Origin of the sequence: Paracoccus tegillarcae (genome assembly GCF_002847305.1) — a bacterium.
In the GTDB taxonomy this organism is placed as follows: Bacteria; Pseudomonadota; Alphaproteobacteria; order Rhodobacterales; family Rhodobacteraceae; genus Paracoccus; species Paracoccus tegillarcae.
This window is the reverse complement of the sequence record NZ_CP025408.1, coordinates 1,475,774-1,500,483: the sequence shown is the minus strand read 5'-3', so window position 1 is coordinate 1,500,483 and position 24,710 is coordinate 1,475,774. Positions and strand designations below refer to the sequence as shown.

The following is a 24,710-nucleotide window of genomic DNA, read 5'->3' as shown; positions in this document are numbered from 1 at the left end:
GGCGGAGTTGCTGTCAGACGTCCATGTTCTCGGTCGATGCAAAGAACATCGCCTGAGATACCGCGGAACGAACCTGTTCTTCGGAATAGGGCTTGGAGATCAGGAACGCCGGTTCGGGCCGTTCGCCGGTCAGCAGGCGTTCGGGAAAGGCGGTGATGAAGATCACCGGCAGATCGGCCTGATCAGCCAGCAACTCGTTCACCGCATCGATGCCCGATGATCCGTCGGCCAACTGAATATCGGCCAGAACCAGATCGGGGCGGCGTTGCTTGCCCAGTTCAACGGCAGCGGTATGGGTACGGGCCACGCCGGTAACCTCGTGGCCCATGGCCTGCACGATGCCCTTGAGGTCCATCGCGATGATGGTCTCGTCCTCGATCACCATTACACTGCCACGCAGCGTCTGGCCCATCTCGTTCAATGCGATCTGGACCAGTTCCTCGGCCTCGGTCTGCGTGCTTTGGATGATTTCAGCGACCTGATCATAGCGAAAGGTCTCGATCGTGCGCAGCAGCAGCGCCTCGCGCGAATTCGGGGTCAGGTTGCGCATGTGGGCCTGGGCGCGCGCCTCGCGACCATCAGCGTCGCCTTGCAGTTCGACGGGCTGACCCGAGCTTTGCCAGATGGCGTGAAATGCCTTGAACAGTCCAACACGAATATCGCTGGACCCCTCTAACATTGATCGGTCTGAAAGGATGGCTTCCAGGGTCGCGGCAGCGTAGTTGTCTCCGGCAGATTGAGTGCCAGTAAGTGCCCGTGCGTATCTCCGCAGAAAGGGCAGTTCGCGCCCGATGATTTGTGCTACATCGGCAGAAGACATAGATCTTATTCCTTAAAAAAGGTTCCAAGTATGGGAACTCTGCCAAACCACTACATGTTACAATGGGTGTGCACAAGCTTGCTGGATTTAACAAAAGCATGACCGAAAATCGGGAAAATCGCCCCAAGGCCGAGATCGAAAAGCAGATCGACGAGAATTTGAAGCGTGTCTATGAGCAGGATGCGACCAGCGAGATTCCCGACCGGTTTGTCGCCCTTTTGCAGCAATTGCGGGACCAGGATAAATAAATGACCACGTCAAGGGACCCGGCGCCCGCCAAGGGCACCAAGGTAGGCGATCCGCGTGACGAACTGGTAGATCATCTGCCGGCTCTGAGGGCGTTTGCGTTGTCGTTGACGCGTGAGGGATCGTCGGCAGATGACCTTGTACAAGACACCATCGTCAAGGCGTGGACCAACATGGACAAGTTTCAGGCAGGCACCAATCTGCGTGCCTGGCTGTTCACGATCCTTCGGAACACCTTCTATTCTGCGCGGCGCAAGACCAAGCGCGAGGTCAGCGATACCGACGGTATTCACGCGGCGCGTCAGGCAACCCGGCCAGAACACGATGGCCGCCTTGCACTGCATGATTTTCGCGCGGCCTTTCAGCAGCTTCCCGATGAACAGCGCGAGGCGCTGATCCTTGTCGGGGCTTCTGGCTTTTCTTACGAAGAGGCGGCCAATATGACTGGTGTCGCGGTGGGCACGGTAAAATCGCGGGCCAATCGCGGTCGGCGCAAGCTGGCCGAACTTTTGCACCTGGCTGATGGGGAAGAGCTGGAAATGACAGATCAGGCAACCCTTGCTGTCATGGCCTTGAACCATCCCGTTTCTCGCTAAATCTCGGATGCTGTGGCGGCTGCGCGACCGGCTGGACTTTACCAGGGGTCTGGGCTTCAGGCTTGCCGCGCTGCTGTCGGTTGCCATTCTTCCCATCGGGCTGATTTCGCTGGTGCAGACCCTGCATGTCTCGCGCGAGGCAGAGCGCAGCGCCGAAATCGCCCTGCTGGGCCGCACGGCCTCGGCCGCCGCAGGCGAGCGCGCCTTGCTGCAAAGTGCGCTGGGCACGGCGGATGCGCTGGGACCGACCGTGCTAGAGGTGCTGGACAGCGCGGAAGCCTGCACCGAGATCATGCGGTCGTTCATCGCACATAGCGCAGTCTATCAAGGCGCGGCCTTCGTGCCGATGAGCGGGGTGTCCAACTGCACATCGGGCGGTCCGGCTGACGGGCCGGTGGATATGCGGACCTCGCAGGCCTACCAGAAGTTCGTCGCGCAGCCCCAGACCATGATTGCATCGCTGTCGCAGGGCATCATCAGCGGCCGCCCGGTGGTTGTCGTGATGCAGCCGCTATACCGCGACCGTGATCTGCTGGGCTATGTCGTGGTGTCGCTGTCATCCGCGCTTTTGCAGTCAACGCATTCCGTGGGTTTCGGGACCGAAGGCGCCGGTATTCTGACGTTCAACCACCGGGGTGAGCCACTGACAAGCGATGGCCGCGCCGAGGTTCGCGTGGGCGATCTTTTGCCGCGGGGTTCGACCTTGTCCAGCCTGATCGAGCGCAACGAAACCACCTTTGTCGAACGCAGCAATACCGGCGATACGCGGGTGTTTGCGGTTGTGCCGGTTGTGCCGGGCCTGGTTTACGCGCTTGGCAGTTGGAGCCCGCAATTGGCCGGTCTGGGCGGTTTTGCGATGTCGCAATTCACCGCCGTGCTGATCCCCATCGCCTTGTGGTTGGTATCCTTGGCGGTCGCTTATTTCGCCGTGTACCGGTTGGTCCTGCGCCATATCCGGGTGCTGCGCAGTCAGATGCGGCGGTTTGCGATCGGCAATCGGGACGCACCGCCCTTGGTGCTGACGGATGCGCCCGCAGAGATCAGAGATGTCAGCCAGACCTTTCATAACATGGCCCGCATCCTGATCCGCGATGAAGAGGCGATGGAGGCGGCTGTCGCGGAAAAGACGGTGCTGCTGAAAGAGGTTCACCACCGGGTCAAGAACAACCTTCAGCTCATTGCCTCGATCATCAACATGCAAAGCCGGATGATCGAAGACGTTGATGCCAAGCGCGTCCTGCGGTCGGTTCAGGACCGGGTTGCCGCGCTGGCGACGATCTATCGTAACCTCTATCAGGCCGAGCATCTTGATGCGGTGGATGCAGATCGTCTGATCGGCGATATCATCAACCAGATGGTCAACGCCTCTGTCGAGGCTGGCAGCGATTTGCGGGTCCGCACCGGGTTCGAGCCGCTGACACTGCAGCCCGATCAGGCAGTCCCGCTGACACTCTTGGCGACCGAAGCCTTTACCAATGCGCTGAAATACGCAGGCACCGCGCCGGGCGAGGATCACCCCTGGGTTCGCGTCACGCTGACCCATCCCACGAAATACGAAGCCGTGCTGGAAATATCGAACTCGACCGGTGACCGGGTCGAGCAGCCGGATCCGGGCGAGAGCACCGGTCTTGGCGGCCAGTTGATCGAGGCCTTTGCCGCCCAACTGGAAGGCGAGGCCCACTGCACGCACGAGAACAATCGCTATACCCTGCGGCTTCCGTTCCGCGTCGAAAGGGTCAGCTCGGTCGATATAACCGACATTCGCAATGTCGTTCTGACCTCCGCTGCGCGCGAGGGATCGCGGCACTAGTGATCGGCAAGCTTGCCACATCTTCACGCTGCCGTTCGCGCCGTGCGACCAATGCGCTTGTATGAACAGGCAGCAGGCTTATCTTTGCGACATGAACAGCGGTGCGGGCGAGTACGATCTGAAAACCGGCGAAGGGCTGCTTGGCTGCCCGCGCTGCGATGCCTTGCACGTCGAGGAAGAACTGGACATCGGTGAAACCGCGCGCTGCATTCGTTGCGGCTCGGTTCTGGGCAAGCCCCGCAGCGGCGCGTTTGTGCAGATCATCGCGCTGTCCTTTACGTCGGTCGTGCTGCTGGTCGGGGCGATCTTCTTTCCGTTCCTTGAAATTTCGCGCATGGGCTTTGGCAATGCCACCTCGCTCTTTGGCGTGGCGCTGGCTTTCGCTGAAGGTGCGCTGTTGCCCTTGGTTCTGGCGGTGCTGGCGCTGGTGGTCGGCCTGCCGATCCTGCGCTCCATGCTGCTGCTTTACACGCTGGTCCCGCTGGCGCAGGGCCGTCCGCCGCACCGTCACGCCGCGGATGCCTTTCGCATCTCGGAAGAACTGCGACCCTGGTCCATGGCCGAGATCTTTGTCATCGGCACCGCCGTGGCGCTGGTCAAGGTGGCTGGTCTGGCGACCGTGCATCTGGGCCCCGCGTTCTGGGCGTTTTGCGCGCTGATTCTGGTCAACCTCGCGTCGCGTGGCTTCATGTGTCAGACGACGATCTGGGACGCGATCGAAGACGCCGGCTTGCACACGGATGGCCGTGAACAGGTGCCGGGCGAATGAGCGAGGGTGGCACCAAGGTCCTGACGGCACATCGCGCCGGTCTGGTCGGCTGCCGCAGTTGCGGTCGCGTCTGGCCCGAAGGCACCGAAAAATGCGCACGCTGTCATGCCAGCCTGCACCCGCCTGACCGCCGCCGCCTGCAATTTGTCTGGGCGTGGCTGGCTGCCGGGATCATTTGCTACATCCCGGCCAACATCTTTCCGATGATGCGGACGCAGACTCTGGCCAGCCTGCAGGGTGGCACAGAGGCGACCATCATCGAAGGCGTGATCGAGCTGATCCATTACGGCAGCTACGATATCGCCATCATCGTGTTTGTGGCCTCGGTGGTCGTGCCCATTGCGAAATTCGTGGCGATCATCTGGCTTGGGCTGGTCGCAGGCAAACCCTCAACGGCAGAGGACGCGCATTCTCGGCTGCGCGTCTTTGAGGTGGTGGAATTCATCGGCCGCTGGTCGATGATCGACGTCTTTGTGGTGGCGGTGCTGTCGGCGCTGGTGCAGCTGGGCTTTGTCGTCTCGATCCACCCCGGCCCCGCGGCTGCGTCTTTTGCGCTGTCCGTTGCTTTCACGATGCTTTCAGCGCAAAGCTTTGACCCACGGCTGATCTGGCGGGGCCTGCCCTTGCAAAGCAGCAAGAATTGAACGGAATGCGATGACCGATACGCCGCCGAACCCGGCCAACCGCCCTGCCAGCCCAGTTCGCAAGACCGCCCGCCGCGCGGCGCAGGCAGGGATCAATGTTATCTGGCTGGTGCCGATCCTTGCGCTGATCGTGACCTTGGCCATCGCGTGGAATTCATATTCCAATCGCGGCGACCTGATCGAGGTCGAGTTCGCCGATGCCACGGGCATCACGCCGGGCGAAACCGTGCTGAAGTTTCGCGAAATCACCGTGGGCCAGGTCGAAAGCGTGGCCTTCTCCGAAGATTTGACCAAGGTCGTTGTCCATATCCGCGTGGATCAGGACGTCGCGCCCTATATCGATGCGGATTCTCAGTTCTGGATCGTGCGCCCACAGGTTTCCGCGCAGGGCGTCACCCGGCTGGATACCGTGCTGACCGGCGCTTTTATCGAGGGCTATTGGACCGCCGCCAGAGGCGAGCCAGAGAACCACTTCATCGGCCTCGAGCGCGCGCCGTTGACGCGCGAAGACGCGCCGGGCACCTGGGTTTCTTTGTCAGCTGAAAATGCCGAAGGCATGAGCGAGGGCGCCCCGGTTCTGTTCCGCGGGCTCGAGGTCGGCAGAATGGAAAATCTGCGATTGTCCGAAGATGATGAGACGGTCCTGGCCGACCTTTTTGTCAGCGCCCCCTATGACGAGCGGCTGACCACCGCGACCGTGTTCTGGGATACGTCCGGCTTTTCGCTGTCGCTTGGTGCGCAGGGGGTTTCGTTCAACGTGAACTCGCTGGCGTCGCTGGTGCAGGGCGGGGTCGAGTTTGCCACCCTGACCAGTGGCGGCAGCCCGGTCCAGCCGGGTCACGTCTTTCGCCTGCAGCCCGACGAAGACAGCGCACGCAGCAGTCTGTTTACCGACGACGAAGTCGGCGACGTTCGCTATACCTTGCTGATCGACAACGCTGTGCGCGGGCTGGAACGCGATGCAGATGTACAATTTCAGGGCCTGAGTGTTGGCCGCGTCACCGATCTGTCGGTGCGGGTGGATGAACCGGAAGGCAATCAGCCGACACTGGTGCGTCAACAGGTGACCATCGCCCTGTCGCCCACCCGGATGGGGCTGGAAAGCGGCACCACGCCAGAGGATGTGCAGGACTTTCTGGCGGGCGAGGTGCAAAACGGTCTGCGCGCCCGCGTGGCCAGCGCCGGTCTGCTTGGCACGTCGCTGATGGTCGAACTGGTCCCGATCCCCGATGCCGTTCCCGCGACGCTGGATGCCGGCGGCGACCCCTATCCCATTATTCCTTCGGTCGAAGGCGAGATCTCTGATTTCAGTGCCAGCGCCCAGGGCTTCCTGACGCGCGTGGGCAATCTGCCTATCGAAGAGGTGCTGAACTCGGCCACCGATATGATGAACTCGGTCACGGCGCTGGCCAGTTCGCAGGACACGCGCGCCATCCCGGGCGCAGTGCTTGATACGATCGAAGGAACCCAAGTCACGATCGCCGAGCTGCAAGAGATCGTCACCCAGCTGAACGAAGCCGAAACCGGAACACGCACCGCGCAATTGATAGAGCGGCTGAACAACGCATCAGAAGACCTGCCGTCGCTTATTACGTCGCTGGATGAGGTCGGGACCTCGCTCGAGGGGGTCGATTTCACCAGCATCGGGGCGGAACTGAACGCCGCATTGTCCGAGTTGCGCGATGTCATCGGCAGCGATGCGGCGGCGGCGCTGCCGGGGCGTTTGGACAGCACCATGGCCTCGGTCGAGAACGCGTTGAACGATTTGCAGGTCCTTGTTGGCGAACTGCGTGATGCCGGGGTTGTTGCCTCGCTTAGCGCCGCGCTGGACAGCGCATCCGAGGCAGCGGACGCGGTCACCCTGGCGGCTGCGGACGTGCCGCAGATGGTCGAGGATATCGACGCAGCCGCACAGGCCGTGGACGAATTCGCCTTCTCGGAAATCAGCGCGCAGGCCGAAGGCATTCTGGCTGATCTGCGCGCGATGCTGGGGACCGAAGATGCCGAGCAACTGCCGCGCAACTTGTCCACCACGCTAGAGGCGGCCTCTGGGCTGTTGAACGACCTGCGTGACGGAAATGCCGCGGGCAGTCTGAACAACGCACTGGATTCTGCCAGTTCCGCAGCCGACGAGGTCGCGCGCGCGGTGCAGGAACTGCCCGAGTTGATCGGACAGTTGCAACGCACCGCTTTGCGCGCGGAATCGGTGATGGCATCCTATGGCGATCGCTCGGCCTTTAACGCTGAGGCTGTAAACATGATGCGCGAACTGCGCCGCGCGACCGAGGCGTTCGGCTCGTTGGCGCGGATGATCGAACGCAACCCCCGCGCCTTTATCCTAGGACGATAAGATGATGAAATCTCTGTTCGCACTGCCACCTCTGATGACGCTGTCCATGTTGGCGGCCTGTTCCGATCCAGAGGCGACCGGTCGCTTTCTGATCGACCCGCCGTCACAACCGATCCAGGTGGCCAACCAGCTTGGCGCCACGGTCGAGTTGCGCGACGTGTCCTTGCCGGAATATGCGTCGGGGCAAGAGGTGGCCTGGCAGACAGCCGATGGCGCGGTGCGATCGAACCCCGACAATCTGTGGGCAGACAGCCCCGAACGCGCTGTGACCCTGACCTTGGCGCGGGCGATTTCCGATGTCTCTGGCGCCACGGTTATCGCCGAGCCATGGCCATTGGGCGAACCGGCCGAGCGCAAGCTGGAGGTTCGGGTGGAAAAGGCATTGGCGCAGGCCGATGGGATCTATCGTCTGGCTGGCCGCTACTTTGTCGCCAACGAAAGCGGCGGTGGCACCAATCATGCGCGCAGCTTTGATATTTCCGTGCCGATTTCAAATACAGAGCCGCAGACCATCGCGCTGGCGCAATCTTCGGCGCTGTCGACCCTGGCCCAGCAAATCGCAGGTTTGGGCGGCCCGGGCACAACCTTTGTGACCCGCACACCGCGCGACCCGTTTGCACTGGACCCGATGTTTTAGACCTGCGCCGGACAAGGGCGACTAGTCGTCGTCCTGGTGATATGTCGATGAATTGCGGCCATGCAGCAGGCGCTGCAACAGGGTCGATTTGGGCGAGGTGACCGTCTCTGGCCGCATCCGGGCCGCGATGACCGGCGTGTTGTCGGACCGCCCGCCACTGCCTTCACGCCAGACGATGTAGATGCCCGATGCGATGATGACCGAGGTTCCGATCAGCGTGGCTGTGTCCAGCCCTTCGCCAAAGATGAGCAGACCAAAGATCGTGGCCCAGATGATCTGCGAATATTGCATGGGCGCCACAACCGTGGCCTCGCCGGTGCGATAGGCCCGGATCACCAGAAAACCCGCGATCAGCCCCAGAACCGATATCATCCCGGCCAGCGCAAGATCGCCCAGCGTCATCGGCTTATAGGCCAGTGTCAGCATCCCGCCGGTCAGAACAAAGTTGCCCAGCATCGGCCACAGCATCAGCACGACAGCGCGCTCGGACCGGCCCAGCCTGCGCACGATGACCGATGCCAGCGCGCTGGCCATGGCGCCACAAAGGGCGGCTGCATGACCGGCGGTCAGGTCCGCCTGGCCCGGGCGCAGCACGATCATGACGCCGATCAGTCCCACGATCACAGCGCCCCAGCGATGGATACCGACCTTTTCTCCCAGAATCGGAATGGAAAGAACGGTGACCATCAGCGGCGTCGCGAACAGGATCGCATAGACCTGTGCCATCGGCAGTTGCGAAAAGGCGAAAAAGCCGCACAGACCCGCGATCACCACACAGGCCGAACGCAGGGCGACCCAGCCGGGCTGGTTCGGGCGCAGGCTGGCCTGCCTGCGGTCGCTCATCAACAGCACCGCGACGAGTGGAAAGGCCAGCAATTGCGAAAAGAACAGAATCTGGTGCGATGGATACTCGCTGCCCAGCTGCTTGATCACCGCATCATGCGTCGCATAGACCGCCATCGCCACAAGGGCGATGACGGCTGCCTTGGCGTTGTTGCTGCCAGCCATAGTTACCCCGTCAGGTCAGCGGCCCGCGTCCAGTGCCGCAAGAATCGCGTCGCCCATACCCGAGGTCGAAACCGGCGTACCGCCATCGGGACCCATCAGATCAGCGGTTCGCACGCCGTCGGCCAACACCTTTTCGACGGCAGCCTCCAGTTCAGCGGCTGCGCTGCCCTGATCAAACGAATAGCGCAGCGCCATGGCAAAGCTGAGGATACAGGCGATCGGGTTGGCCTTGCCCTGACCGGCAATATCGGGGGCCGATCCATGGACGGGCTCGTACATGGCCTTGGGCCGACCGTTTTCCATCACCGCGCCAAGGCTGGCCGAGGGCAGCATGCCAAGGCTGCCGGTCAGCATGGCTGCGGCGTCTGACAGCAGGTCGCCGAACAGGTTGTCGGTCACGATCACGTCAAACTGGCGCGGGTTGCGGACCAGCTGCATGGCGCCGTTATCGGCATACATGTGCGACAGTTCGACCTCGGGATATTCGTTGTCGTGGACCCACTGCACCTCTTCGCGCCACAGAATACCCGATTCCATGACATTGGCCTTTTCCATCGAGCAGACCTTGTTGCCGCGACGCTTGGCCAGTTCAAAGGCCGAGCGCGCGACCCGGCGGATCTCGCCGCTGGTATAGCGCTGGGTATTGATGCCGACGCGGCCGCCTTCGTTTTCCGGATTGTTGTCGTCAGAATGGATGCCGCGCGGCTCGCCGAAATAGACGCCGCTGGTCAGTTCGCGCACGATCAGAATGTCCAGACCGGCAACGATGTCACGCTTGAGCGACGAAAAATCGGCAAGCGCATCAAAGCATTGCGCCGGACGCAGGTTGGCGAACAGATCCATTTCCTTGCGCAGGCGCAACAGACCGCGTTCGGGTTTTACGCTGAAATCCAGCACATCGTATTTCGGCCCGCCAACAGCGCCCAGCAACACGGCATCGACCTGCTGCGCCTTGGCCATCGTTTCATCAGCCAGCGGTGTGCCGTGCTTGTCATAGGCTGCGCCGCCAACCAGATCCTCGCTGACATCAAAGGACATGCCGCGATTGGTCGCGAACCAGTCGATAACGCGGGTGACCTGCGCCATGACTTCGGCGCCGATGCCGTCGCCGGGCAGGATCAGAAGGGAATAGCGGTCGGACATCACGGCCTCCTCGGGTTTGTGTTGCCGATGCACTAGGCCCGGCTTGCCTCGCGGTCAAGTTCACGGCGAATTTGGTTGCGGTTTATGTTGCGATGAGGCGGGATGACGCAAACAGGCAATGTAATCGAGGCAGATATGAAACTTTGGGACGCGCTCATGGCGCTGATCGTGCTGATCAGCATCGTGCTGGTCGGCGCACAGGTGGCGATGGCCGAGGACAGGCTTTCCGTACCGCTGCCCGATGTATCGGCACTAAGCGAGGCCGAGGCCGAGGCGCTGACCCGCGAGTTGGCCGAGGTCAATGTCATCACCTCGAACTGCGCCGACTACCCGGTCACCGACGGAGAGTGGACGTTGATGACAGGCACCAGCGACCTTCTGGCTGCCAAGCTGGGCATGGACCCGAGCGAGTATGACCGCGCCTATTTCGGGCCGGCCTTTACATTGCTGGATGATCCGTCGTCCTGCGGCCGCATCGGGCCAAAGGCCAAACCGCTGATCGACCGTCTGGTCCAGATGGGCGGCGCGACCGAGCCCGCGGCGAACTGAACGAGGGCGCGGGGTATCATCTGCGCCAGACCGACCGTCTGGATTTAAGATCCGGTTCCGCCCACTGGCAGCGCGGCCTTGCGCATTCTCCGCGCTTGCCGCAGCTTGCGCCAAAATGGCGAGGGCACATGCCGGTCCTTTCGGCTTCGATCATCTCTTTGATGCTGGGCTATACGCTTAGCCAGTTCTACCGCGCCTTTCTTGCGGTTCTCAGCCCTGTGCTGGGGCAGGAGCTGGGGGCGACGCCGGGTGATCTGGCGCTGTCATCGGGGCTGTGGTTCATCGCCTTTGCGCTGATGCAGATCCCGGTCGGCTGGGCGCTGGACCAGATCGGGCCGCGCCGTACGGTGGCCGTGCTGCTGGCCCTGGGCGGCGCTGGCGGGGCGGTCGTCTTTGCGCTGGCAACCGCGCCCTGGCATCTGCATCTGTCGATGACGCTTCTGGGCATTGGCTGCTCGCCCGCCCTGATGGGCCCCTACTATATCTTTGCCCGCGAATATCCGCCCGCGTCGTTCGGCGCCCTGGCGGGGATGATGATCGGCGTTGGTTCGCTGGGCAATATTCTGGGCGCCGCGCCGCTGGTCTGGTTGATCGAGGCCACGGGCTGGCGCCTTGCCCTCTGGGGGCTGGCCGGCGTGACCCTGATGGTCGCGGCAGCGATTGCGCTGACCGTGCGCGACCCGGCGCGACTGGATGACAGCCATCCGCGCGGCTCTCTGGCCCAGCTGTTGCAGGTGCGGGCGCTGTGGCTGATGTTTCCGCTGATCTTTGCCAGCTATGCGGTTTCGGCCAGTATCCGGGGCCTATGGGCGGGTCCATATCTGGCCGAGGTCTACGCAGCTGACGCCCAGACCATCGGTCGGGCGACGCTGATCATGGGGCTGACCATGGTGATCGGGAACCTGCTGATCGGGGCTGTGGCGCGCTGGCTGGGCGGGACGCGCCGTGCTGCAATGATCGTGACAGGCGCGACGGTTTTGGTCATGGCCGCGCTGTGGCTTTGGCCTGATGCGGGGCTGGGCGTGGCGATTGTCCTGCTGGCGCTGGTCGGCCTGTCGGGGGCGGGCTATACGCTGCTGATGGCGCAGGGCAGGCCGTTCTTGCCGCCGCATCTGATCGGGCGCGGCGTGACCTTTCTGAACATGATCTCTATCGGCGGTGTGGGCATCATGCAATTCGCCTCGCGCCCGGTCTATCGCTGGGCCGGTGCTGATTCGACCGCCGCGCAGACCTATTCGACCCTCTTCCTCTTTTTTTTGGTTCCATTGACCGTCGGCTTTCTGTTCTATTTCCTGACCCCAGAGGCACCGGATGACTGACAAGCCGCTTGTGATCGCCCCGAACCTGAAGCGCCGCCTTTCTGGCGTCACCGCCACCATCGTCCGGTTGGTGCCGGTTCAGGCGCGCATGATCGCGATCTGCGCCACCGGCCCCGGCCTGCCGCCAGAGGTGCCGCATATCCCAGTGATCCAGACGGCGACCATGCCACGGGACCGCTGGCGGGTCTGGCATGCGCGGCGCAACACCGAAATGCTGCTGGGCCTGTTTCTGCGGCACGTGCTGCGGCGCAAATATCGGCTGCTGTTCACCTCGGCCTCGCAGCGCAAGCATTCGGGCTATAGCAAATGGCTGATCAAGCGCATGGATGCGCTGGTCGCGACCTCGGCCAAAGGCGCGGCCTATCTGGACCGACCGGCGACCGTGATACATCACGGCATCGACACGGACGGGTTTGCCCCTCCCAATGACCGCGCCGCACTGCGCAATCAGCTTGGCCTGCCGCCCGGTCAGGTTCTGGTCGGCTGCTATGGCCGCATCCGCGCGCAAAAGGGCACGGGCGATTTCGTACAGGCGATGCTGGCGCTGCTGCCGGACCGAGCTGATGTCACCGCGCTGGTCATGGGCCGCGCGACGGAACAGCATCAGGCCTATCTGGCCGGCCTGAAGGATCAGGTGACCGAGGCCGGTCTGGCTGATCGCATTCTGTTCCTGCCCGAGGTGTCAGTCGATCAGATGGCGCGCTGGTATGGCGCGTTGGATCTGTATGTCGCGCCGCAGCGGTGGGAGGGCTTTGGCCTCACCCCGTTAGAGGCGATGTCCTGCGGCGTGCCCGTCGTCGGGACCCGCGTTGGCGCGTTCGAGGAACTGCTGACCGTAGACACCGGCACCCTGATCCAGCCCGAGGATGGCCCCGCGATGCAGGGCGCGATTGCGCGCTGGCTGGACGATCCCGTCGCCATGGCAGACGCGGGCCGGGCCGCGCGCGGGCATGTCGAGCAAAACCATGCCATAGAGGTCGAGGCCGCCGCGCTGGTCGCCATCTATCGCGAATTGCTGGAAAGAGCGTCATGACCCCGTTGCGATTTTTTGTTGCCCGCGCCTTCCGAAACGAACCGATGCTGGCCACGCTGTCTGTGCCCCAGCCCGCGCTGCTGGCCGAACTGGCGGGTCGGCACGTGGCGCTGGTCGGCAATGCGCGGGCCTTGCAAGAGGGTCACCAAGGGGCGGATATCGATGCCGCCGATCTGGTCATCCGCATCAACCGCGCGCCGATGCCCAGTGCCGACAGCCACGGTTCGCGCACCGATTGGCTGGCGCTGGCAACCCGGTTGAAGCCTGCGGACCGGCGAAAGTTCGGCCCCGACCGCATTCTGTGGATGTCGCCGAAGCGCAAACGGCTGGACTGGCAGACCGCGAAAAGTCCCGGTTTCTACCTGCATCCACTGGCCGAATACGGCACGCTCAGCGAACAGTTGGGCGCGCCGCCCACCACCGGCGCGATGATGATCGATCTGTTGTTGCGCTCTGATCTGGCGGGCCTGACGCTGTATGGATTCGACTTCTTTGCCAGTCAAAGCCTGTCGGGCAGCCGCAGGGCCGATCAGGTGCCCCATGATTTCGGGTCCGAGGCAGAGTGGGTGCAGGCGCTGGCCGCCAGTGATCCCCGGCTAAAGATGGTCTCTCCGGTGGCCGGATCGCCTGACGCCTGACCGGATCGCGCGTTAGGCGTCAGGTCGTGGCAGGCGGTCAGCCCAGTCCCAAGACATCCGACATGTCATATTCGCCCGGCCCCTTGTCCTGACCCCACAGCGCGGCCCGCAGCGCGCCGCGGGCAAAGATCGCGCGGTCGGTGGCCAGATGGCGCAGCACGACGCGCTCTCCATCAGCGGCAAAGATCACGTCATGCTCGCCCACCACGTCACCGCCGCGAATTGCGGCAAAGCCGATGCTGCCTTCTTCGCGCGCGCCGGTGATGCCTTCGCGTGCAGGGGTGCGCAAATCATCCAGCGATTTGCCGCGACCCTCGGCGGCGGCCTCGCCCAGCATCAGGGCAGTGCCGGATGGGGCATCGACCTTGTGCCGATGATGCGCCTCTACGACGTCGATATCCCAATCCTCGCCCAACGCGGCGGCAACCTTGCGGGTCAGTCCGACCAGCAGGTTGACACCAAGGCTCATGTTGCCGGCGCGGATGATCGGCGCGTGGCGTGCGGCCGCGGCGATATGTTTCAGGTCACCCTCGGACAGGCCGGTGGTGCCGATCACATGCACGGCGCGGGCCTGTGCGGTCAGTTCGGCCAGCGCCACGGTGGCGGCGGGTGAGGTAAAATCGATCACCGCCTGCGCGCCAGCAATCACCTCGATCGGATCATCGGTCACGACGATGCCCATGGCCGCGCCGCCCATGGCGGTGCCGACATCCTGACCGATCCAGGGGCTGTCCGGCCGATCCACCGCGCCCACCAGCCGTGCCTGATCGCTGTCGCCGATCAACTGGATCAGCATCTGCCCCATGCGCCCCGAAGCGCCGGCGACCACAATTCCCGGTTTATCCATGCGTCACACCCCTTTTAGGCTGTGCATATCCCGTTGCGGCGCGGCCCGCGACCCCCTACATCGGGGCCATGGCACAGAAGAACAATCATCAAGGCGCCGGAACCCGCTCGCAGCGACAGCTGCGCGTCGGAGAGCTGATCCGCCGTACCCTATCCGACGTGCTGCTGCGCGGCGATGTCCACGACCCTGAACTGAACCGCCACTCAATCACCGTGGGCGAGGTTCAGGCGTCCCCCGACCTCAAGGTCGCCACGGCCTATGTCCTGCCTCTGGGTGGGCGCGAGGCTGACGAAGCGCTGGCTGCATTGCGCCGCAACGCGCCAGAACTGAGGCATCATATCGCCAAGGCGATGACGCTGAAATATGCACCGCAGTTGAAATTCATGCTGGACGAGACCTTTGACCGCATGGACGACACCCGCCGCATGCTTGGCGAGGAACGCGTGAAGCGCGACGTTGAAACCCCGGACGACATCGACGATGCCGAAAGAGACTGACCGCTGGCGTCGCATCGGGCTGGCCGCTGGCTTTCTGATGGCATTGGCCATCCCCGCATCCGCTGAAGGTTGCGGCAAGCTGGACCATGACGGCCAAAGCTATGTGATATGCGAGGTAGACGCCGCCGCCGAGCCGCGCCTGCGGTTGTGGCAGGACGATGCCGACGGCGCGCCCTTGCGCAGCTTTTCCGCCGTGCGGCGGACGCTGGCGGGAAATGAGGCGCTGCGTTTCGCCATGAATGCCGGAATGTTTCACGCCGATTACAGTCCGGTCGGGCTGCTGGTGATAGACGGGCAAGAGCGCAAGGGCATTGTCACAGCCGGCGGTGGCGGCAATTTCGGCATGCTGCCCAACGGCGTATTTTGCACGGGCGGCGCGCGGCCCTTTCAGGTGATCGAAAGCCGCGCCTTTGCCGAGGCGCAACCGGCTTGCAGGCTGGCCACGCAATCGGGGCCGATGCTGGTCATCGACGGCGCGCTGCATCCGCGGTTTCTGGTCGACAGTGACAGCCGCTATGTTCGCAACGGTGTTGGTGTATCGCCTGACGGCCAGACCGCGTGGTTCGCGATTTCCGACCGCCCGGTGACCTTTCACGAATTCGGTCGGTTGTTCCGCGATGGGCTGGGTGTGCGCGACGCGCTGTATTTCGACGGCTCGATCAGCCGCCTTTATGCGCCGGGCCTGAACCGGGCCGATTTCGGTCGCAGCCTGGGCCCGATGATCGGGCTGGTTGACGGCGAATAGGCGCGGCGCTATCCCGCCGTCTTTCCTAGAGACAAGGCGCATCCATGGGACGCAAGAAGGGTCGCGATATTTCGGGTTGGCTGGTGGTGGACAAGCCTGCGGGCGTGACCTCGACCTCCGTCGTGGGCAAGGTTCGCTGGGCGCTGGATGCCAAAAAGGCCGGACATGCGGGCACACTGGACCCGGACGCGACGGGCGTTCTGGCGGTTGCCCTGGGCGAGGCGACAAAGACCGTCCCCTATATCACCGATGCGCTGAAGGCCTATGATTTCACCGTTAACTGGGGTGCCGAGACGGATACCGACGATGCCTCGGGTCAGGTGGTCAAGCGCAGCGATATGCGGCCAACCGTCGATCAGATCAGGGACGCGCTGACCGGGTTCACCGGCGATATCATGCAGGTGCCGCCGGCCTATTCCGCCGTAAAGGTCGATGGAGAACGCGCTTATGATCTGGCGCGTGGGGGTGAACAGTTGGAACTGGCCGCCCGTCCGCTATGGGTCGAGGAACTGTCCCTTGAGAATAGCAAAGCCGATACCGCGCAACTGCATATGGTCTGCGGCAAGGGCGGCTATGTCCGGTCCATCGCGCGCGATCTGGGGCGCGAATTGGGCTCTCTGGGTCATGTCGCGCATCTGCGCCGGGTCTGGTCAGGGCCCTTCGATGCCGATCAGGGCGTGGACTTCGAAAAGATCGACCGCGAGGCGCAGGATTGGCTGGAAGCCCAGCTTTTGCCGCTGGAAATTGCCCTTGGTGACATGCCGGCCTTGCGCGCCACGACCGAGGGAGCGGTGCGCATCCGCAACGGCAATCCGGGGCAGGTGACCGGCACAGCCGAGTTCGGAGAGACGGTTTGGGTCGGCGACCCCGCCGGGCCGATCTGCATTGGTCGCTATATGGGCGGGCTGGTTCATCCCGACCGGGTGTTCAACCTGTGACCGGCACTCTGCGTCATTGATTTCGTTGCGCGAATCGTCGCGGTCGGCCTAGGCTGGATGCATGACACATATTTTCTCAGGAACAGCGGCAGCAGTTGCCCTGACAATCGCTTGCGGTGCAGCCTCTGCGCAGCAGTTGGACGTCCCGATCTTTGAACATGAATCCGATGGTCAGGCCGCAAATTGCTCTGCCGGGACGGTCATGGGGTTAAAGGCGGATGGCGACGGCTTTCTGTCGATCCGCAGCGGACCGGGCGGAAATTATCGCAAACTGGGCGAACTGCACAACGGCGACCGCATCACCATCTTCAACGGCAGTGGCGAGTGGCTGGGAATCGCGATTCCCGGCGGTCAGATCGACCAAGGCAATGCCTGCCAAAGGGTCGGACCCCGGCGTCAGTTGACCGGCTCGGGTCTTGGCTGGGTCCACTCGAATTGGGTCGGCGATATCATCCCCTGACTACGCCGCGTCAGGAAAACCGCCGCGCGCCCTGAAGCGGCCCCTCGCCAGCGGCCTCGATACGGGCCTTGGCGGCCTCGATATTCTCAATCGTTACTGCCATCGCGTGGCCGTTCGCATGAACCATGTTTTCCTCGTCGATCACCATCGACACATGGCCGGGCCAGAACAGCAGATCGCCGGGCTGCGGCGCGCCGTCGACCGCCCGACCCGCGTCGCGCTGCAGGTCCGTATCACCGGGACAGGCGATGCCACAGGCCGCAAACGCGACCTGCACAAGACCGGAGCAATCAATCCCCCAATCGCTGTTGCCGCCCCAAAGATAGGGCGTGCCAAGCAAGCGCAGGGCGACGGCAACCGGGTCGGTCTCCAACTGATCGGTGATGTGCTGTACGGGCACATAGCCGCCGGTGGCCAGTCGGGCGAAACTGCCCTCGAAGCCGTCGACCGCAAGCTGCGCGCCGATAGATAGCGCGAAATACTGATGCAGCTTCATGTTCGCGGCAGGGTAAAGATGCGTCGCCGGGGCGCAGACGCGATGTGTCAGCGGCGGGCGCTGATCCGACAGCGCGCCGCCGGTCGTCCAGCCGCAATAGCCATCGGCCATGGCCTGAACAAAGACCCAGCCATCCTCGCCGCCCTCGTCGATGACCGTTACGTCAGCGCCAAAGTTCAGCTGTCGGTCGCGGGCCCCGGCGGGCGTGCGGCACAGTTCGGCCAGGGGCACCGCCACGCGCATCAGCTTGCCATCGGTATAGTCAGGACGATCCAGCGTGCCGCGCAGGCTGGACAGCGCCACGCGGTCGGTCGCAGGGGTCAGTCGCGGATCGCTCATCCCAGAACCTCTGGCAAAGCGGCCAGCAAGGCCCGCGCGCCCTGCCCGACGCCGCCTTTCGGACGGCCCGGCGCGGGTTTTGGCTGCCACCCATAGATATCCAGATGCACATAGCGGCCCGCGCCCTGCGCGAAACGGCGCAGGAACAGCGCGGCGGTGATCGATCCGGCCATGCCGCCCCCCGGCGCATTGTCCACATCGGCAATGTCGGGTTCGATCATCGGCTCATAAGGGTCCCAGAAGGGCATGCGCCACAGCGGGTCGGCCACGTCCATCGCCGCTGATTGCAGCGCCGTCGCGGTGGCATCATCGTCGCAATAAAACGGTGGAATATCGGGACCAAGCGCCACCCGCGCGGCCCCTGTCAGCGTGGCATAGCTGATCAGCAGATCCGGCGCGCTTTCCGCCGCCAGGGTCAGTGCGTCGGCCAGAACCAGACGGCCCTCGGCATCGGTGTTGTTGATCTCGACCGTCAGGCCCTTGCGGCTGGTCAGCACATCGCCGGGGCGGAAAGCGTTGCCCGCGACCGCGTTTTCGACCGCCGGGATCAGCACCCGCAGCCGCATCCGGTCCGTCGCGCCGGTCAAGGCCAGCATCTTGACCAGACCCAGCACGGTTGCCGCACCGCCCATATCCTTTTTCATGATGCCCATAGAGGCGCCCGGCTTGAGGTTCAGGCCGCCGGTGTCGAAACACACGCCCTTGCCGACCAGAACCAGCGTTGGACCGCTGTCGCCAATGGTCATGTCGATCAATCTGGGCTGCTGCGCGCCGGCCCGGCCAACCGCATGTATCAGCGGGAAGTTCTCACTGATCAGCGCATCGCCCTTGGTCACGGCAATGTCCGCGCCGATTTCGGCGGCCAGATCGCGCGCGGCCTGTTCCAGCGCATCGGGGCCCATGTCATTGGCCGGGGTATTGATCAGATCGCGGGTCAGGAACTCGCCCGATGCGATGGCCTGCAGGCGGTCAATATCGATCCCTTTGGGCGCCACAAGCCGTGCTTTGGCCCCGCCACCGGCCTTGTATCTGTCAAAGCTGTAATGCGCGAGCAGCCAGCCCAGGGCGGCCTCGTCTGGATCAAGCCCCTCAGGCAGGTCAGCCAGGCGCCAGTCGCCGGCGGGCAATCCGCTTGCGGCGCGAGCCATGACAAACCTGCCGCGCTTTGATTGCGCGGAATCACCCATGCCGAACAGCGCACCGCGCAGTCCGCCCTTGGCATCCGGCAGCAGGCAGATCTGGCCTGCCTTGCCAGAAAATCCGCTGGCTTTGACCCAATCACCCGCTGCTTCCTCTGGAACAGGGCCGTTCCTGGCAACCAGCCACAAGGGCAGAGCATCGTCAGCGTTTGCAGCGAATTCCGGCAGCATAGCGGTCATTTCCTGATTGGTTTGTCGGGCGCCAGACTACAACGTGCCCACCCGGCCTCGCAAGCCAATCCCCGTATCTACCGCCCGCCATCGCATTCCCAGACTTCTGTCAGCGACAGATTGCCAACGCGCGCCAAGCGCGCCTGCACCGCCCTGAGTGACGCAAGATCACGGCGCTCGGCACATGAGGCCAGATCGACCGCGACACCTGCCAGCGACGACAGCCCGACCTGCCACGCCAGCCGTGACAGACGCTCTGCCTGTTGAACGGCATCGGCCAGGCGGTCTGCGTCCAGCGATGCGTCAACATCCGTCAGCAGCACCGCCATCTGTTCAAGCGCCAGTCCGATGACATTCTGGGCGGCATGCTCACCCAGTTCATTTACAATATCGCCGACGCGCCTTGCGTCGACCTGAATGGCCTCATCGACAGCCAATGCAGTTACCTGCGCCATTTAAACCTCCAACATTCGTGTCCCCACACGTCCGTGCAGATTGACTGCAATGGCTGAACAAACGGTTACACGCGCTGAAAGAAACCTCTCGAATTTTTCGAAAACTGTGTCTATCACGGCGCAGGAAAACAGATCAGACCGAGGACGTCATGACCACCATTGCACGCCCACTGCCGAAATATCTGGTTCAGCGCTATCACGGTTGGAGGGCCACCACCTTTACCGAGAACCGCGCCTGGTACCACCGACTGGCCGAAGAGGGACAGCGTCCACGGGCCATGATGATTTCCTGCTGTGACTCGCGGGTGCATGTCAGCGGTATCTTTGGCGCAGATTCGGGTGAGTTCTTTATTCACCGCAATATCGCCAATCTGGTGCCGCCATTTCAGCCCGATGGCCAGCAGCACGGCACCTCGGCTGCGCTGGAATTCGCCGTGACGTCGCTCAAGGTCGCGCATCTGATCATCATGGGACACACGAAATGCGGTGGCGTGGCTGGCTGCCACGCGATGTGCGCGGGTCATGCCCCCGAACTGGACGAGAAGACCAGCTTTGTTGGCCGCTGGATGGATATCCTGCGCCCCGGCTACGACCGGGTCAAGGATCTGCCCGAGGACCAACAGGTCAGTGCGCTGGAACGTGAGGCGGTGCTGGTTTCGCTGGAAAACCTGATGACCTTTCCCTTCGTTCGCGCGGCGGTGGAAAGTGGCGAGTTGTCGCTGCACGGCATGGTGCACAACATCTCGGACGGCACGCTGGTGCAGGTTGATGGCGCGGGAGCGTTTTCCGAGGTCTGAACGGCGTCGACGCGCTGCATGGGCGTGCTGTCAGGCGGTCCAGATGGTGAAACCAAAACCCGGACGGCCTGACAATCCTTAGCGCAGCAGCTCGTTATCGTCTGGCCAGCGCAAGTCGGTGGTCAGCACGATTTCCTGCGTCTGTCCCGGCGCGATGGGCGATTCCCAATACAGAACGCCGCGCCGGCCATCCGGGTCTGTCGCGGTCGGCTCAGGCTCTGCCGACCATTCGATCCGCAGGTCTTCCTGACGCGATACCGGGATGCGGTCGACGACACGCAGCGGCCATTCTTCATCGGTCAGGTTTTCGACAATCAGCGTCGCCGTCTCATGCATGGTGTTCGATCGGCGGATAAAGCCGTCCTCGCCCGCGATCTCTTCGGGCAGACGGATTTCCGCCCGCAGCCCGTCGATCGGACCAAAGCCAAAGCGCAGCTTGTCGCCATCCGCAACCAGCCCTATCTGGCTGCGGCCCACCAGCGCGCCGTCGGCATAAAGGGTAACGGCGCCGGGCAGGATCGGTTCTCCGGTGGCATTGACGGATTCAGCGATCAGATAGGCACTGTCATCATAGCGCGGTGCGGCCTCGGCCATGACATCGGGGGTCAGTTGCTTTTCGTCCAGCGTCAGGCGCAGTGAATCGGCCTGATCGCGGACTGTGACCCGGCCCGGATAATCATAGACCACCGTGATCCCCATGCGCGACATCTTGGCCGCTCCGATGGGCGCGGCGGCCATCTCGAGGTTGGCACCCCTCTGGGCGTCGGCTGCTGAAAATTCCTCGGCCATGACCATGTCTTCCGTAGCATCGGGTCGCCCGAACCGGGGCATCCAGGATGGCACATGGGTCGGGTCCGTGCGCGATTGCGGGCGGGCTGTGGACAGGGTCAGCTGCACGTCTGACCAGTCCTCACCGCTGGATTGCCAGACGGTTACGCCGCGCTGCATGGTCAGGCTGTCGGCCTGACGATCAAGGCGCAACTCGTAATCGGGCTGCCAGCCTGCGGCGTTGGTAAAGCCGGTGATCGCGATCTGTGCCGGTTGACCGGTGGCCTCGACCGTCAGGATCAGCGTCTCGTGGTTGCTGCTGTCCTCTCGCAGCGCGGCCAGTTCGGCCTCGGCACGGTCAATCGCCTCCAGCAGCGGCTGGCGGTCCGGTTCGCGCATGGCGATCTGGTGATCCTGTTCGTCGGCCTGCGCCAGCAAATCCTCGATCAGCGCGCCCATGCGCTCGACCGTTTCAGGGATCTCATCGGCGGGCAGGCGACTGTCACCCTGCAGCAGGTCGCGGGTGATCTGGGCGCGCTGGCGCAACGCCTCGGCGCGTGTGGCCAGTGCCTGCTGGCTGCGGTCGAATTGTCGCACGGCATCATGGGCCTCGCGCAGCGAAGCCTGCGCCGCCGTGATGGCGGGCGGCTGGGTTGCGTGGTCAGGCAGGTTGCGGGCGGATTGCAGCTCGACCGAGCCAAGGGTGACGTCCTCGGCCTTGATCCGCAGCGCGGCGGGGTCTGTGCCCGCAGGCATGTCGGGGATAACCAACTGGTGCTGCCCGGCGGGGGCGCTGAATTCGACGATGCGGGTGACGCTTGCCCCGTCAGGATAGACGGTGGCGCTGCTGGCCGGGGCGTTGAGATCGATCCGGTCGGCCAATGCCTCAGAAACGGGCCAGAGGCAGGTCAGCGTCAGGGCGAAGGTCACAGATTTCATGCCGGGCTCCGATGATAGGGTGCCGGCAGTCTTGACGAGCCGGACCATCATGGCAAGCCGCTGCACAGGACAAGTCGCGCGAAGTTGTCCTTAACGTGAGGGATCGTAGGTGATGACGCGCCAGATATACAGCGTGATCAGCCCCACCACCACGAGGGTCGAGATCGGGTTCATCAGATGCGCGACCGACTGATAGCCGCCCTCCAGCAGATAGCCCGCGGTGGCCAGGACACCGCTCCAGATCAAGCTGCCGGCGGCGGAATACAGCAGAAATGGCAGGGTCGACATCCGGGCAAGCCCGGCGGGCACCGAGATGAACGTGCGGATCGTCGGAACAAAGCGGCCCAGAAAGACCGCGCGGCCACCGTGGCGGGCGAACCAGTCCTGCGCCCGGTCGATCTCGGATGGCGTAACCGTCAGCCAGCGGCCATGGCGCTTGACCAGACGGCGCAGGCGTTCCGCGCCAAAGCCGCGACCGATCAGATACCAGAAATACGCACCGGCCAGCGATCCGGCCCCGCCGGCCAGAATGGCCAGCCACAGCGGTGTTGCGCCGCGCGCGGCATTGAAGCCGGCCAGCGGCATGATCAGTTCGGAGGGGATCGGCGGAAAGACGTTTTCCAGAAACATCAGGGCGGCAATGGCCCAGGCCCCGCCGCCCTGCATCAGGTCCGTGATCCAGTCGAACACCGGTCCTTAGCCCTTTTTCAGAAAGCGGCTGCCCAGCAGTTCTGCAATCTGCACTGCGTTCAAGGCCGCGCCTTTGCGCAGGTTATCGGCGACGACCCAGATGTTCAGGCCGTTTTCGATGGTCGAATCCTGCCGGATGCGGCTGACATAGGTGGCAAACTCGCCAACGCTGTCGACGGGCGTGATATAGCCGCCTGTTTCGCGCTTATCGACGACCAGAATGCCCGGTGCCTCGCGCAGGATGTCGCGTGCTTCATCCTCATCCAGGAAATCCTCGAACTCGACATTGATGGCCTCGGAATGGCCGACAAAGACCGGCACGCGCACGCAGGTCGCCGTGACCTTGATCTTGGCGTCCATGATCTTCTTGGTCTCGGCCACCATCTTCCACTCTTCGCGGGTGGTGCCGTCTTCCATGAAGCTGTCGATCTGCGGGATCACGTTGAAGGCCATTTGCTTGGGAAAGACGTTGGGTGCAACCTCTTGGCCCGGCACATACATGCCCTTGGTCTGGTTCCACAGTTCGTCCATGGCGTCCTTGCCGGCGCCGCTGACCGATTGATAGGTCGAGACGACAACGCGCTTGATCCGGGCCCGGTCATGCAGCGGCTTCAGCGCCACGACCATCTGCGCGGTCGAACAGTTGGGATTGGCGATGATGTTCTTTTTGGCATAGCCCGCGATGGCGTCCGGGTTCACCTCGGGCACGATCAGCGGCACGTCGGGATCATAGCGGTAGAGCGAGCTGTTATCGATCACCACGCAGCCTGCCTTGGCGGCGGCCGGCGCGTATTTCTTGGTTGCGTCCGAGCCGATGGCAAACAGCGCGATATCCCAGCCCGAAAAGTCAAAGCTGTCGATATCCTGAATTTTCAGATCGCGTTCGCCAAAGCTGACCTCGGTCCCCAGACTGCGGCGGCTGGCCAGCGCGACGATTTCATCCACGGGAAATTCGCGTTCGGCGAGGATGTTCAGCATTTCACGGCCCACATTGCCCGTGGCACCGACGACAACGACCTTATAGCCCATCTTGGGGGTTCCTTCTTCCGCAAGCGGCGGCATCTATCGCAAAGCGCGACCAGATGAAAGTAGGTGCGCCTTGGGCCGCGCGCAACGTCGTTCGCGGCGTTTTATCTGCGGCGGGATCGCGGGGCCGGTGCGGACTGCAGGGCTGTCGTCAGGGCTGGATCGTACAGCAGCCCTGAAACAGCCGAGGCTCGGCGCCGTGTCGAATAATATGGCCGCGCAGACCGTATCGACGATCCGACATGCCATCCGAACATTGCTGCGGCATGATGCTGACGGTCAGCCCCTCGGCCAGCAAGGCCCGCGATGGATCGCGGAACACATCGCCGCCCAGCACCGATTGCAGCGGATAACTGGTTTCCGGCAGGTCCACCCCATCCAGCACCAGGTCGCCGTCCTCACGCCGCAGACCCCAGAAAGGCTCGGTTCCGGCGCAGGTGAATGCGGGCAGCTGACCCGCCTGCCAGACATCCGTGCGATAGGTCAGATAGCGCATCGAGGCCCAGCCGCTTTGCTCGGCCGTATTGACCAGCGCCCAGCCGTTGCGTTGGTCGACCACCTCGATCCCGGTCTGATCGGGGGCGAACCGGCCGATGATCTGCGATGACGGCGAGGGTTGCTGGCGAATGTTCAGCACATCATCATCGGCCACCCCGGTCACATCAAACAGCGTCGGCAGGATATATTCCTGCGTTGCAAGGGCTGGGCTGGCCAGCAAGGCGGTGGTCAGGGCAAGGGCGCTCAGGCGCATGGCGTGCTTTCTTGATTGTTTCGGCATCAG

27 protein-coding genes are annotated in these 24,710 nt (G+C 63.3%); 16 read left to right on the top strand and 11 right to left on the bottom strand.

The window, feature by feature from the left end; genetic code table 11:
* Positions 1 to 13 precede the first annotated feature (13 nt).
* Positions 14 to 820, bottom strand: coding sequence for a response regulator (locus CUV01_RS07405; protein ID WP_101459905.1), 807 nt, complete (start codon positions 818 to 820; stop codon positions 14 to 16).
* A gap of 98 nt (positions 821 to 918) precedes the next feature.
* On the opposite strand from CUV01_RS07405, the gene CUV01_RS07400 reads away from it, so the two are divergent.
* From CUV01_RS07400 to CUV01_RS07370, 7 genes are all read left to right on the top strand, one after another.
* The gene (locus tag CUV01_RS07400) at positions 919 to 1,068 is read left to right on the top strand and encodes a NepR family anti-sigma factor (RefSeq protein WP_101461934.1); all 150 of its coding nucleotides are present in this window, start codon (positions 919 to 921) and stop codon (positions 1,066 to 1,068) included.
* On the top strand, positions 1,069 to 1,662 hold the full coding sequence (locus CUV01_RS07395) for an RNA polymerase sigma factor (RefSeq protein WP_101459904.1): 594 nt from the start codon (positions 1,069 to 1,071) through the stop codon (positions 1,660 to 1,662).
* Positions 1,663 to 1,669: 7 nt separating this feature from the next.
* Complete coding sequence (locus CUV01_RS07390) at positions 1,670 to 3,472, top strand: sensor histidine kinase (RefSeq protein WP_101459903.1); 1,803 nt, start codon at positions 1,670 to 1,672, stop codon at positions 3,470 to 3,472.
* Between the two features lie 61 nt (positions 3,473 to 3,533).
* Entirely contained in the window at positions 3,534 to 4,241 is a 708-nt protein-coding gene (locus CUV01_RS07385; protein ID WP_232962587.1) for a paraquat-inducible protein A, read from the top strand.
* Positions 4,238 to 4,885, top strand: a complete 648-nt coding sequence (locus CUV01_RS07380) for a paraquat-inducible protein A (RefSeq protein ID WP_101459902.1) — start codon at positions 4,238 to 4,240, stop codon at positions 4,883 to 4,885. Before CUV01_RS07385 ends, CUV01_RS07380 begins: the two co-directional genes overlap by 4 nt.
* Before the next feature lie 10 nt (positions 4,886 to 4,895).
* The gene (locus CUV01_RS07375; protein WP_101459901.1) at positions 4,896 to 7,235 is read left to right on the top strand and encodes a PqiB family protein; all 2,340 of its coding nucleotides are present in this window, start codon (positions 4,896 to 4,898) and stop codon (positions 7,233 to 7,235) included.
* A gap of 1 nt (position 7,236) precedes the next feature.
* Positions 7,237 to 7,872, top strand: a complete 636-nt coding sequence (locus CUV01_RS07370) for a PqiC family protein (RefSeq protein WP_232962586.1) — start codon at positions 7,237 to 7,239, stop codon at positions 7,870 to 7,872.
* 21 nt (positions 7,873 to 7,893) lie between these two features.
* On the opposite strand, the gene CUV01_RS07365 is transcribed toward CUV01_RS07370, so the two are convergent.
* Both CUV01_RS07365 and leuB read right to left on the bottom strand, forming a co-directional pair.
* Positions 7,894 to 8,880 (bottom strand): DMT family transporter, encoded by a 987-nt coding sequence (locus CUV01_RS07365; RefSeq protein WP_101459900.1) that lies wholly within the window; start codon positions 8,878 to 8,880, stop codon positions 7,894 to 7,896.
* Positions 8,881 to 8,895: 15 nt separating this feature from the next.
* Complete coding sequence (gene leuB / locus CUV01_RS07360; RefSeq protein ID WP_101461931.1) at positions 8,896 to 10,023, bottom strand: 3-isopropylmalate dehydrogenase; 1,128 nt, start codon at positions 10,021 to 10,023, stop codon at positions 8,896 to 8,898.
* 135 nt (positions 10,024 to 10,158) lie between these two features.
* Here leuB and CUV01_RS07355 point away from each other — a divergent pair, with 135 nt between their 5' ends.
* The 4 genes from CUV01_RS07355 (at position 10,159) to CUV01_RS07340 (ending at position 13,562) form a co-directional block, all read left to right on the top strand.
* A complete protein-coding gene (locus CUV01_RS07355; RefSeq protein ID WP_232962584.1) occupies positions 10,159 to 10,572 on the top strand; it encodes a hypothetical protein in 414 nt (137 codons plus the stop codon).
* Positions 10,573 to 10,700: 128 nt separating this feature from the next.
* Positions 10,701 to 11,891, top strand: coding sequence for an MFS transporter (locus CUV01_RS07350; protein ID WP_101459899.1), 1,191 nt, complete (start codon positions 10,701 to 10,703; stop codon positions 11,889 to 11,891).
* Positions 11,884 to 12,924, top strand: coding sequence for a glycosyltransferase family 4 protein (locus tag CUV01_RS07345; protein ID WP_101459898.1), 1,041 nt, complete (start codon positions 11,884 to 11,886; stop codon positions 12,922 to 12,924). Before CUV01_RS07350 ends, CUV01_RS07345 begins: the two co-directional genes overlap by 8 nt.
* Positions 12,921 to 13,562, top strand: coding sequence for a glycosyltransferase family 29 protein (locus tag CUV01_RS07340; protein WP_101459897.1), 642 nt, complete (start codon positions 12,921 to 12,923; stop codon positions 13,560 to 13,562). The genes CUV01_RS07345 and CUV01_RS07340 overlap by 4 nt, the downstream gene beginning before the upstream one ends.
* A gap of 37 nt (positions 13,563 to 13,599) precedes the next feature.
* Here CUV01_RS07340 and dapB read toward each other — a convergent pair whose 3' ends face one another.
* Complete coding sequence (gene dapB, locus CUV01_RS07335) at positions 13,600 to 14,409, bottom strand: 4-hydroxy-tetrahydrodipicolinate reductase (protein ID WP_101459896.1); 810 nt, start codon at positions 14,407 to 14,409, stop codon at positions 13,600 to 13,602.
* A 68-nt stretch (positions 14,410 to 14,477) separates the two neighbouring features.
* Between dapB and rbfA the strand changes: the two genes are divergently transcribed.
* The 4 genes from rbfA to CUV01_RS07315 all read left to right on the top strand — a co-directional run bounded on the left by rbfA (position 14,478) and on the right by CUV01_RS07315 (position 17,049).
* Positions 14,478 to 14,906: a 30S ribosome-binding factor RbfA gene (rbfA, locus tag CUV01_RS07330; protein WP_198731895.1), complete on the top strand. Its 429-nt coding sequence runs from the start codon at positions 14,478 to 14,480 to the stop codon at positions 14,904 to 14,906.
* A gap of 37 nt (positions 14,907 to 14,943) precedes the next feature.
* On the top strand, positions 14,944 to 15,651 hold the full coding sequence (locus tag CUV01_RS07325; protein ID WP_422385875.1) for a phosphodiester glycosidase family protein: 708 nt from the start codon (positions 14,944 to 14,946) through the stop codon (positions 15,649 to 15,651).
* A 44-nt stretch (positions 15,652 to 15,695) separates the two neighbouring features.
* Complete coding sequence (gene truB, locus CUV01_RS07320; protein WP_101459894.1) at positions 15,696 to 16,589, top strand: tRNA pseudouridine(55) synthase TruB; 894 nt, start codon at positions 15,696 to 15,698, stop codon at positions 16,587 to 16,589.
* A gap of 61 nt (positions 16,590 to 16,650) precedes the next feature.
* Positions 16,651 to 17,049, top strand: coding sequence for an SH3 domain-containing protein (locus CUV01_RS07315; RefSeq protein ID WP_101459893.1), 399 nt, complete (start codon positions 16,651 to 16,653; stop codon positions 17,047 to 17,049).
* Between the two features lie 10 nt (positions 17,050 to 17,059).
* Here CUV01_RS07315 and CUV01_RS07310 read toward each other — a convergent pair whose 3' ends face one another.
* The 3 genes from CUV01_RS07310 to CUV01_RS07300 form a co-directional block, all read right to left on the bottom strand.
* The gene (locus tag CUV01_RS07310; protein WP_101459892.1) at positions 17,060 to 17,884 is read right to left on the bottom strand and encodes a C40 family peptidase; all 825 of its coding nucleotides are present in this window, start codon (positions 17,882 to 17,884) and stop codon (positions 17,060 to 17,062) included.
* On the bottom strand, positions 17,881 to 19,254 hold the full coding sequence (locus CUV01_RS07305; protein WP_101459891.1) for a leucyl aminopeptidase family protein: 1,374 nt from the start codon (positions 19,252 to 19,254) through the stop codon (positions 17,881 to 17,883). Before CUV01_RS07305 ends, CUV01_RS07310 begins: the two co-directional genes overlap by 4 nt.
* 77 nt (positions 19,255 to 19,331) lie before the next feature.
* Positions 19,332 to 19,709, bottom strand: a complete 378-nt coding sequence (locus CUV01_RS07300) for a hypothetical protein (protein WP_101459890.1) — start codon at positions 19,707 to 19,709, stop codon at positions 19,332 to 19,334.
* Between the two features lie 149 nt (positions 19,710 to 19,858).
* Here CUV01_RS07300 and CUV01_RS07295 point away from each other — a divergent pair, with 149 nt between their 5' ends.
* Positions 19,859 to 20,506 (top strand): carbonic anhydrase, encoded by a 648-nt coding sequence (locus CUV01_RS07295; RefSeq protein WP_101459889.1) that lies wholly within the window; start codon positions 19,859 to 19,861, stop codon positions 20,504 to 20,506.
* Between the two features lie 78 nt (positions 20,507 to 20,584).
* Here CUV01_RS07295 and CUV01_RS07290 read toward each other — a convergent pair whose 3' ends face one another.
* The 4 genes from CUV01_RS07290 to CUV01_RS07275 form a co-directional block, all read right to left on the bottom strand.
* The gene (locus CUV01_RS07290; RefSeq protein WP_157994806.1) at positions 20,585 to 22,213 is read right to left on the bottom strand and encodes a DUF4139 domain-containing protein; all 1,629 of its coding nucleotides are present in this window, start codon (positions 22,211 to 22,213) and stop codon (positions 20,585 to 20,587) included.
* Positions 22,214 to 22,303: 90 nt separating this feature from the next.
* On the bottom strand, positions 22,304 to 22,903 hold the full coding sequence (locus CUV01_RS07285; protein ID WP_101459887.1) for a DedA family protein: 600 nt from the start codon (positions 22,901 to 22,903) through the stop codon (positions 22,304 to 22,306).
* Positions 22,904 to 22,909: 6 nt separating this feature from the next.
* Entirely contained in the window at positions 22,910 to 23,932 is a 1,023-nt protein-coding gene (locus CUV01_RS07280) for an aspartate-semialdehyde dehydrogenase (RefSeq protein WP_101461928.1), read from the bottom strand.
* Between the two features lie 148 nt (positions 23,933 to 24,080).
* Positions 24,081 to 24,680, bottom strand: a complete 600-nt coding sequence (locus tag CUV01_RS07275; RefSeq protein ID WP_157994805.1) for an SH3 domain-containing protein — start codon at positions 24,678 to 24,680, stop codon at positions 24,081 to 24,083.
* Positions 24,681 to 24,710 lie beyond the last annotated feature (30 nt).

What these genes read in the sequence shown, in the direction of transcription:
- CUV01_RS07380 (WP_101459902.1), top strand. Translation starts at nt 4,238, where the DNA reads ATGAGCGAGGGTGGCACCAAGGTCCTGACGGCACATCGCGCCGGTCTG.
- dapB (WP_101459896.1), bottom strand. Translation starts at nt 14,409, where the DNA reads ATGGATAAACCGGGAATTGTGGTCGCCGGCGCTTCGGGGCGCATGGGG.
- CUV01_RS07390 (WP_101459903.1), top strand. Translation starts at nt 1,670, where the DNA reads ATGCTGTGGCGGCTGCGCGACCGGCTGGACTTTACCAGGGGTCTGGGC.
- rbfA (WP_198731895.1), top strand. Translation starts at nt 14,478, where the DNA reads ATGGCACAGAAGAACAATCATCAAGGCGCCGGAACCCGCTCGCAGCGA.
- CUV01_RS07375 (WP_101459901.1), top strand. Translation starts at nt 4,896, where the DNA reads ATGACCGATACGCCGCCGAACCCGGCCAACCGCCCTGCCAGCCCAGTT.
- CUV01_RS07310 (WP_101459892.1), bottom strand. Translation starts at nt 17,884, where the DNA reads ATGAGCGATCCGCGACTGACCCCTGCGACCGACCGCGTGGCGCTGTCC.
- CUV01_RS07305 (WP_101459891.1), bottom strand. Translation starts at nt 19,254, where the DNA reads ATGCTGCCGGAATTCGCTGCAAACGCTGACGATGCTCTGCCCTTGTGG.
- CUV01_RS07405 (WP_101459905.1), bottom strand. Translation starts at nt 820, where the DNA reads ATGTCTTCTGCCGATGTAGCACAAATCATCGGGCGCGAACTGCCCTTT.
- CUV01_RS07365 (WP_101459900.1), bottom strand. Translation starts at nt 8,880, where the DNA reads ATGGCTGGCAGCAACAACGCCAAGGCAGCCGTCATCGCCCTTGTGGCG.
- CUV01_RS07315 (WP_101459893.1), top strand. Translation starts at nt 16,651, where the DNA reads ATGACACATATTTTCTCAGGAACAGCGGCAGCAGTTGCCCTGACAATC.
- CUV01_RS07340 (WP_101459897.1), top strand. Translation starts at nt 12,921, where the DNA reads ATGACCCCGTTGCGATTTTTTGTTGCCCGCGCCTTCCGAAACGAACCG.
- CUV01_RS07355 (WP_232962584.1), top strand. Translation starts at nt 10,159, where the DNA reads ATGAAACTTTGGGACGCGCTCATGGCGCTGATCGTGCTGATCAGCATC.
- CUV01_RS07385 (WP_232962587.1), top strand. Translation starts at nt 3,534, where the DNA reads ATGAACAGGCAGCAGGCTTATCTTTGCGACATGAACAGCGGTGCGGGC.
- CUV01_RS07400 (WP_101461934.1), top strand. Translation starts at nt 919, where the DNA reads ATGACCGAAAATCGGGAAAATCGCCCCAAGGCCGAGATCGAAAAGCAG.
- CUV01_RS07395 (WP_101459904.1), top strand. Translation starts at nt 1,069, where the DNA reads ATGACCACGTCAAGGGACCCGGCGCCCGCCAAGGGCACCAAGGTAGGC.
- CUV01_RS07280 (WP_101461928.1), bottom strand. Translation starts at nt 23,932, where the DNA reads ATGGGCTATAAGGTCGTTGTCGTCGGTGCCACGGGCAATGTGGGCCGT.
- CUV01_RS07290 (WP_157994806.1), bottom strand. Translation starts at nt 22,213, where the DNA reads ATGAAATCTGTGACCTTCGCCCTGACGCTGACCTGCCTCTGGCCCGTT.
- CUV01_RS07370 (WP_232962586.1), top strand. Translation starts at nt 7,237, where the DNA reads ATGATGAAATCTCTGTTCGCACTGCCACCTCTGATGACGCTGTCCATG.
- CUV01_RS07325 (WP_422385875.1), top strand. Translation starts at nt 14,944, where the DNA reads ATGGCATTGGCCATCCCCGCATCCGCTGAAGGTTGCGGCAAGCTGGAC.
- leuB (WP_101461931.1), bottom strand. Translation starts at nt 10,023, where the DNA reads ATGTCCGACCGCTATTCCCTTCTGATCCTGCCCGGCGACGGCATCGGC.
- CUV01_RS07275 (WP_157994805.1), bottom strand. Translation starts at nt 24,680, where the DNA reads ATGCGCCTGAGCGCCCTTGCCCTGACCACCGCCTTGCTGGCCAGCCCA.
- CUV01_RS07350 (WP_101459899.1), top strand. Translation starts at nt 10,701, where the DNA reads ATGCCGGTCCTTTCGGCTTCGATCATCTCTTTGATGCTGGGCTATACG.
- CUV01_RS07300 (WP_101459890.1), bottom strand. Translation starts at nt 19,709, where the DNA reads ATGGCGCAGGTAACTGCATTGGCTGTCGATGAGGCCATTCAGGTCGAC.
- CUV01_RS07295 (WP_101459889.1), top strand. Translation starts at nt 19,859, where the DNA reads ATGACCACCATTGCACGCCCACTGCCGAAATATCTGGTTCAGCGCTAT.
- truB (WP_101459894.1), top strand. Translation starts at nt 15,696, where the DNA reads ATGGGACGCAAGAAGGGTCGCGATATTTCGGGTTGGCTGGTGGTGGAC.
- CUV01_RS07345 (WP_101459898.1), top strand. Translation starts at nt 11,884, where the DNA reads ATGACTGACAAGCCGCTTGTGATCGCCCCGAACCTGAAGCGCCGCCTT.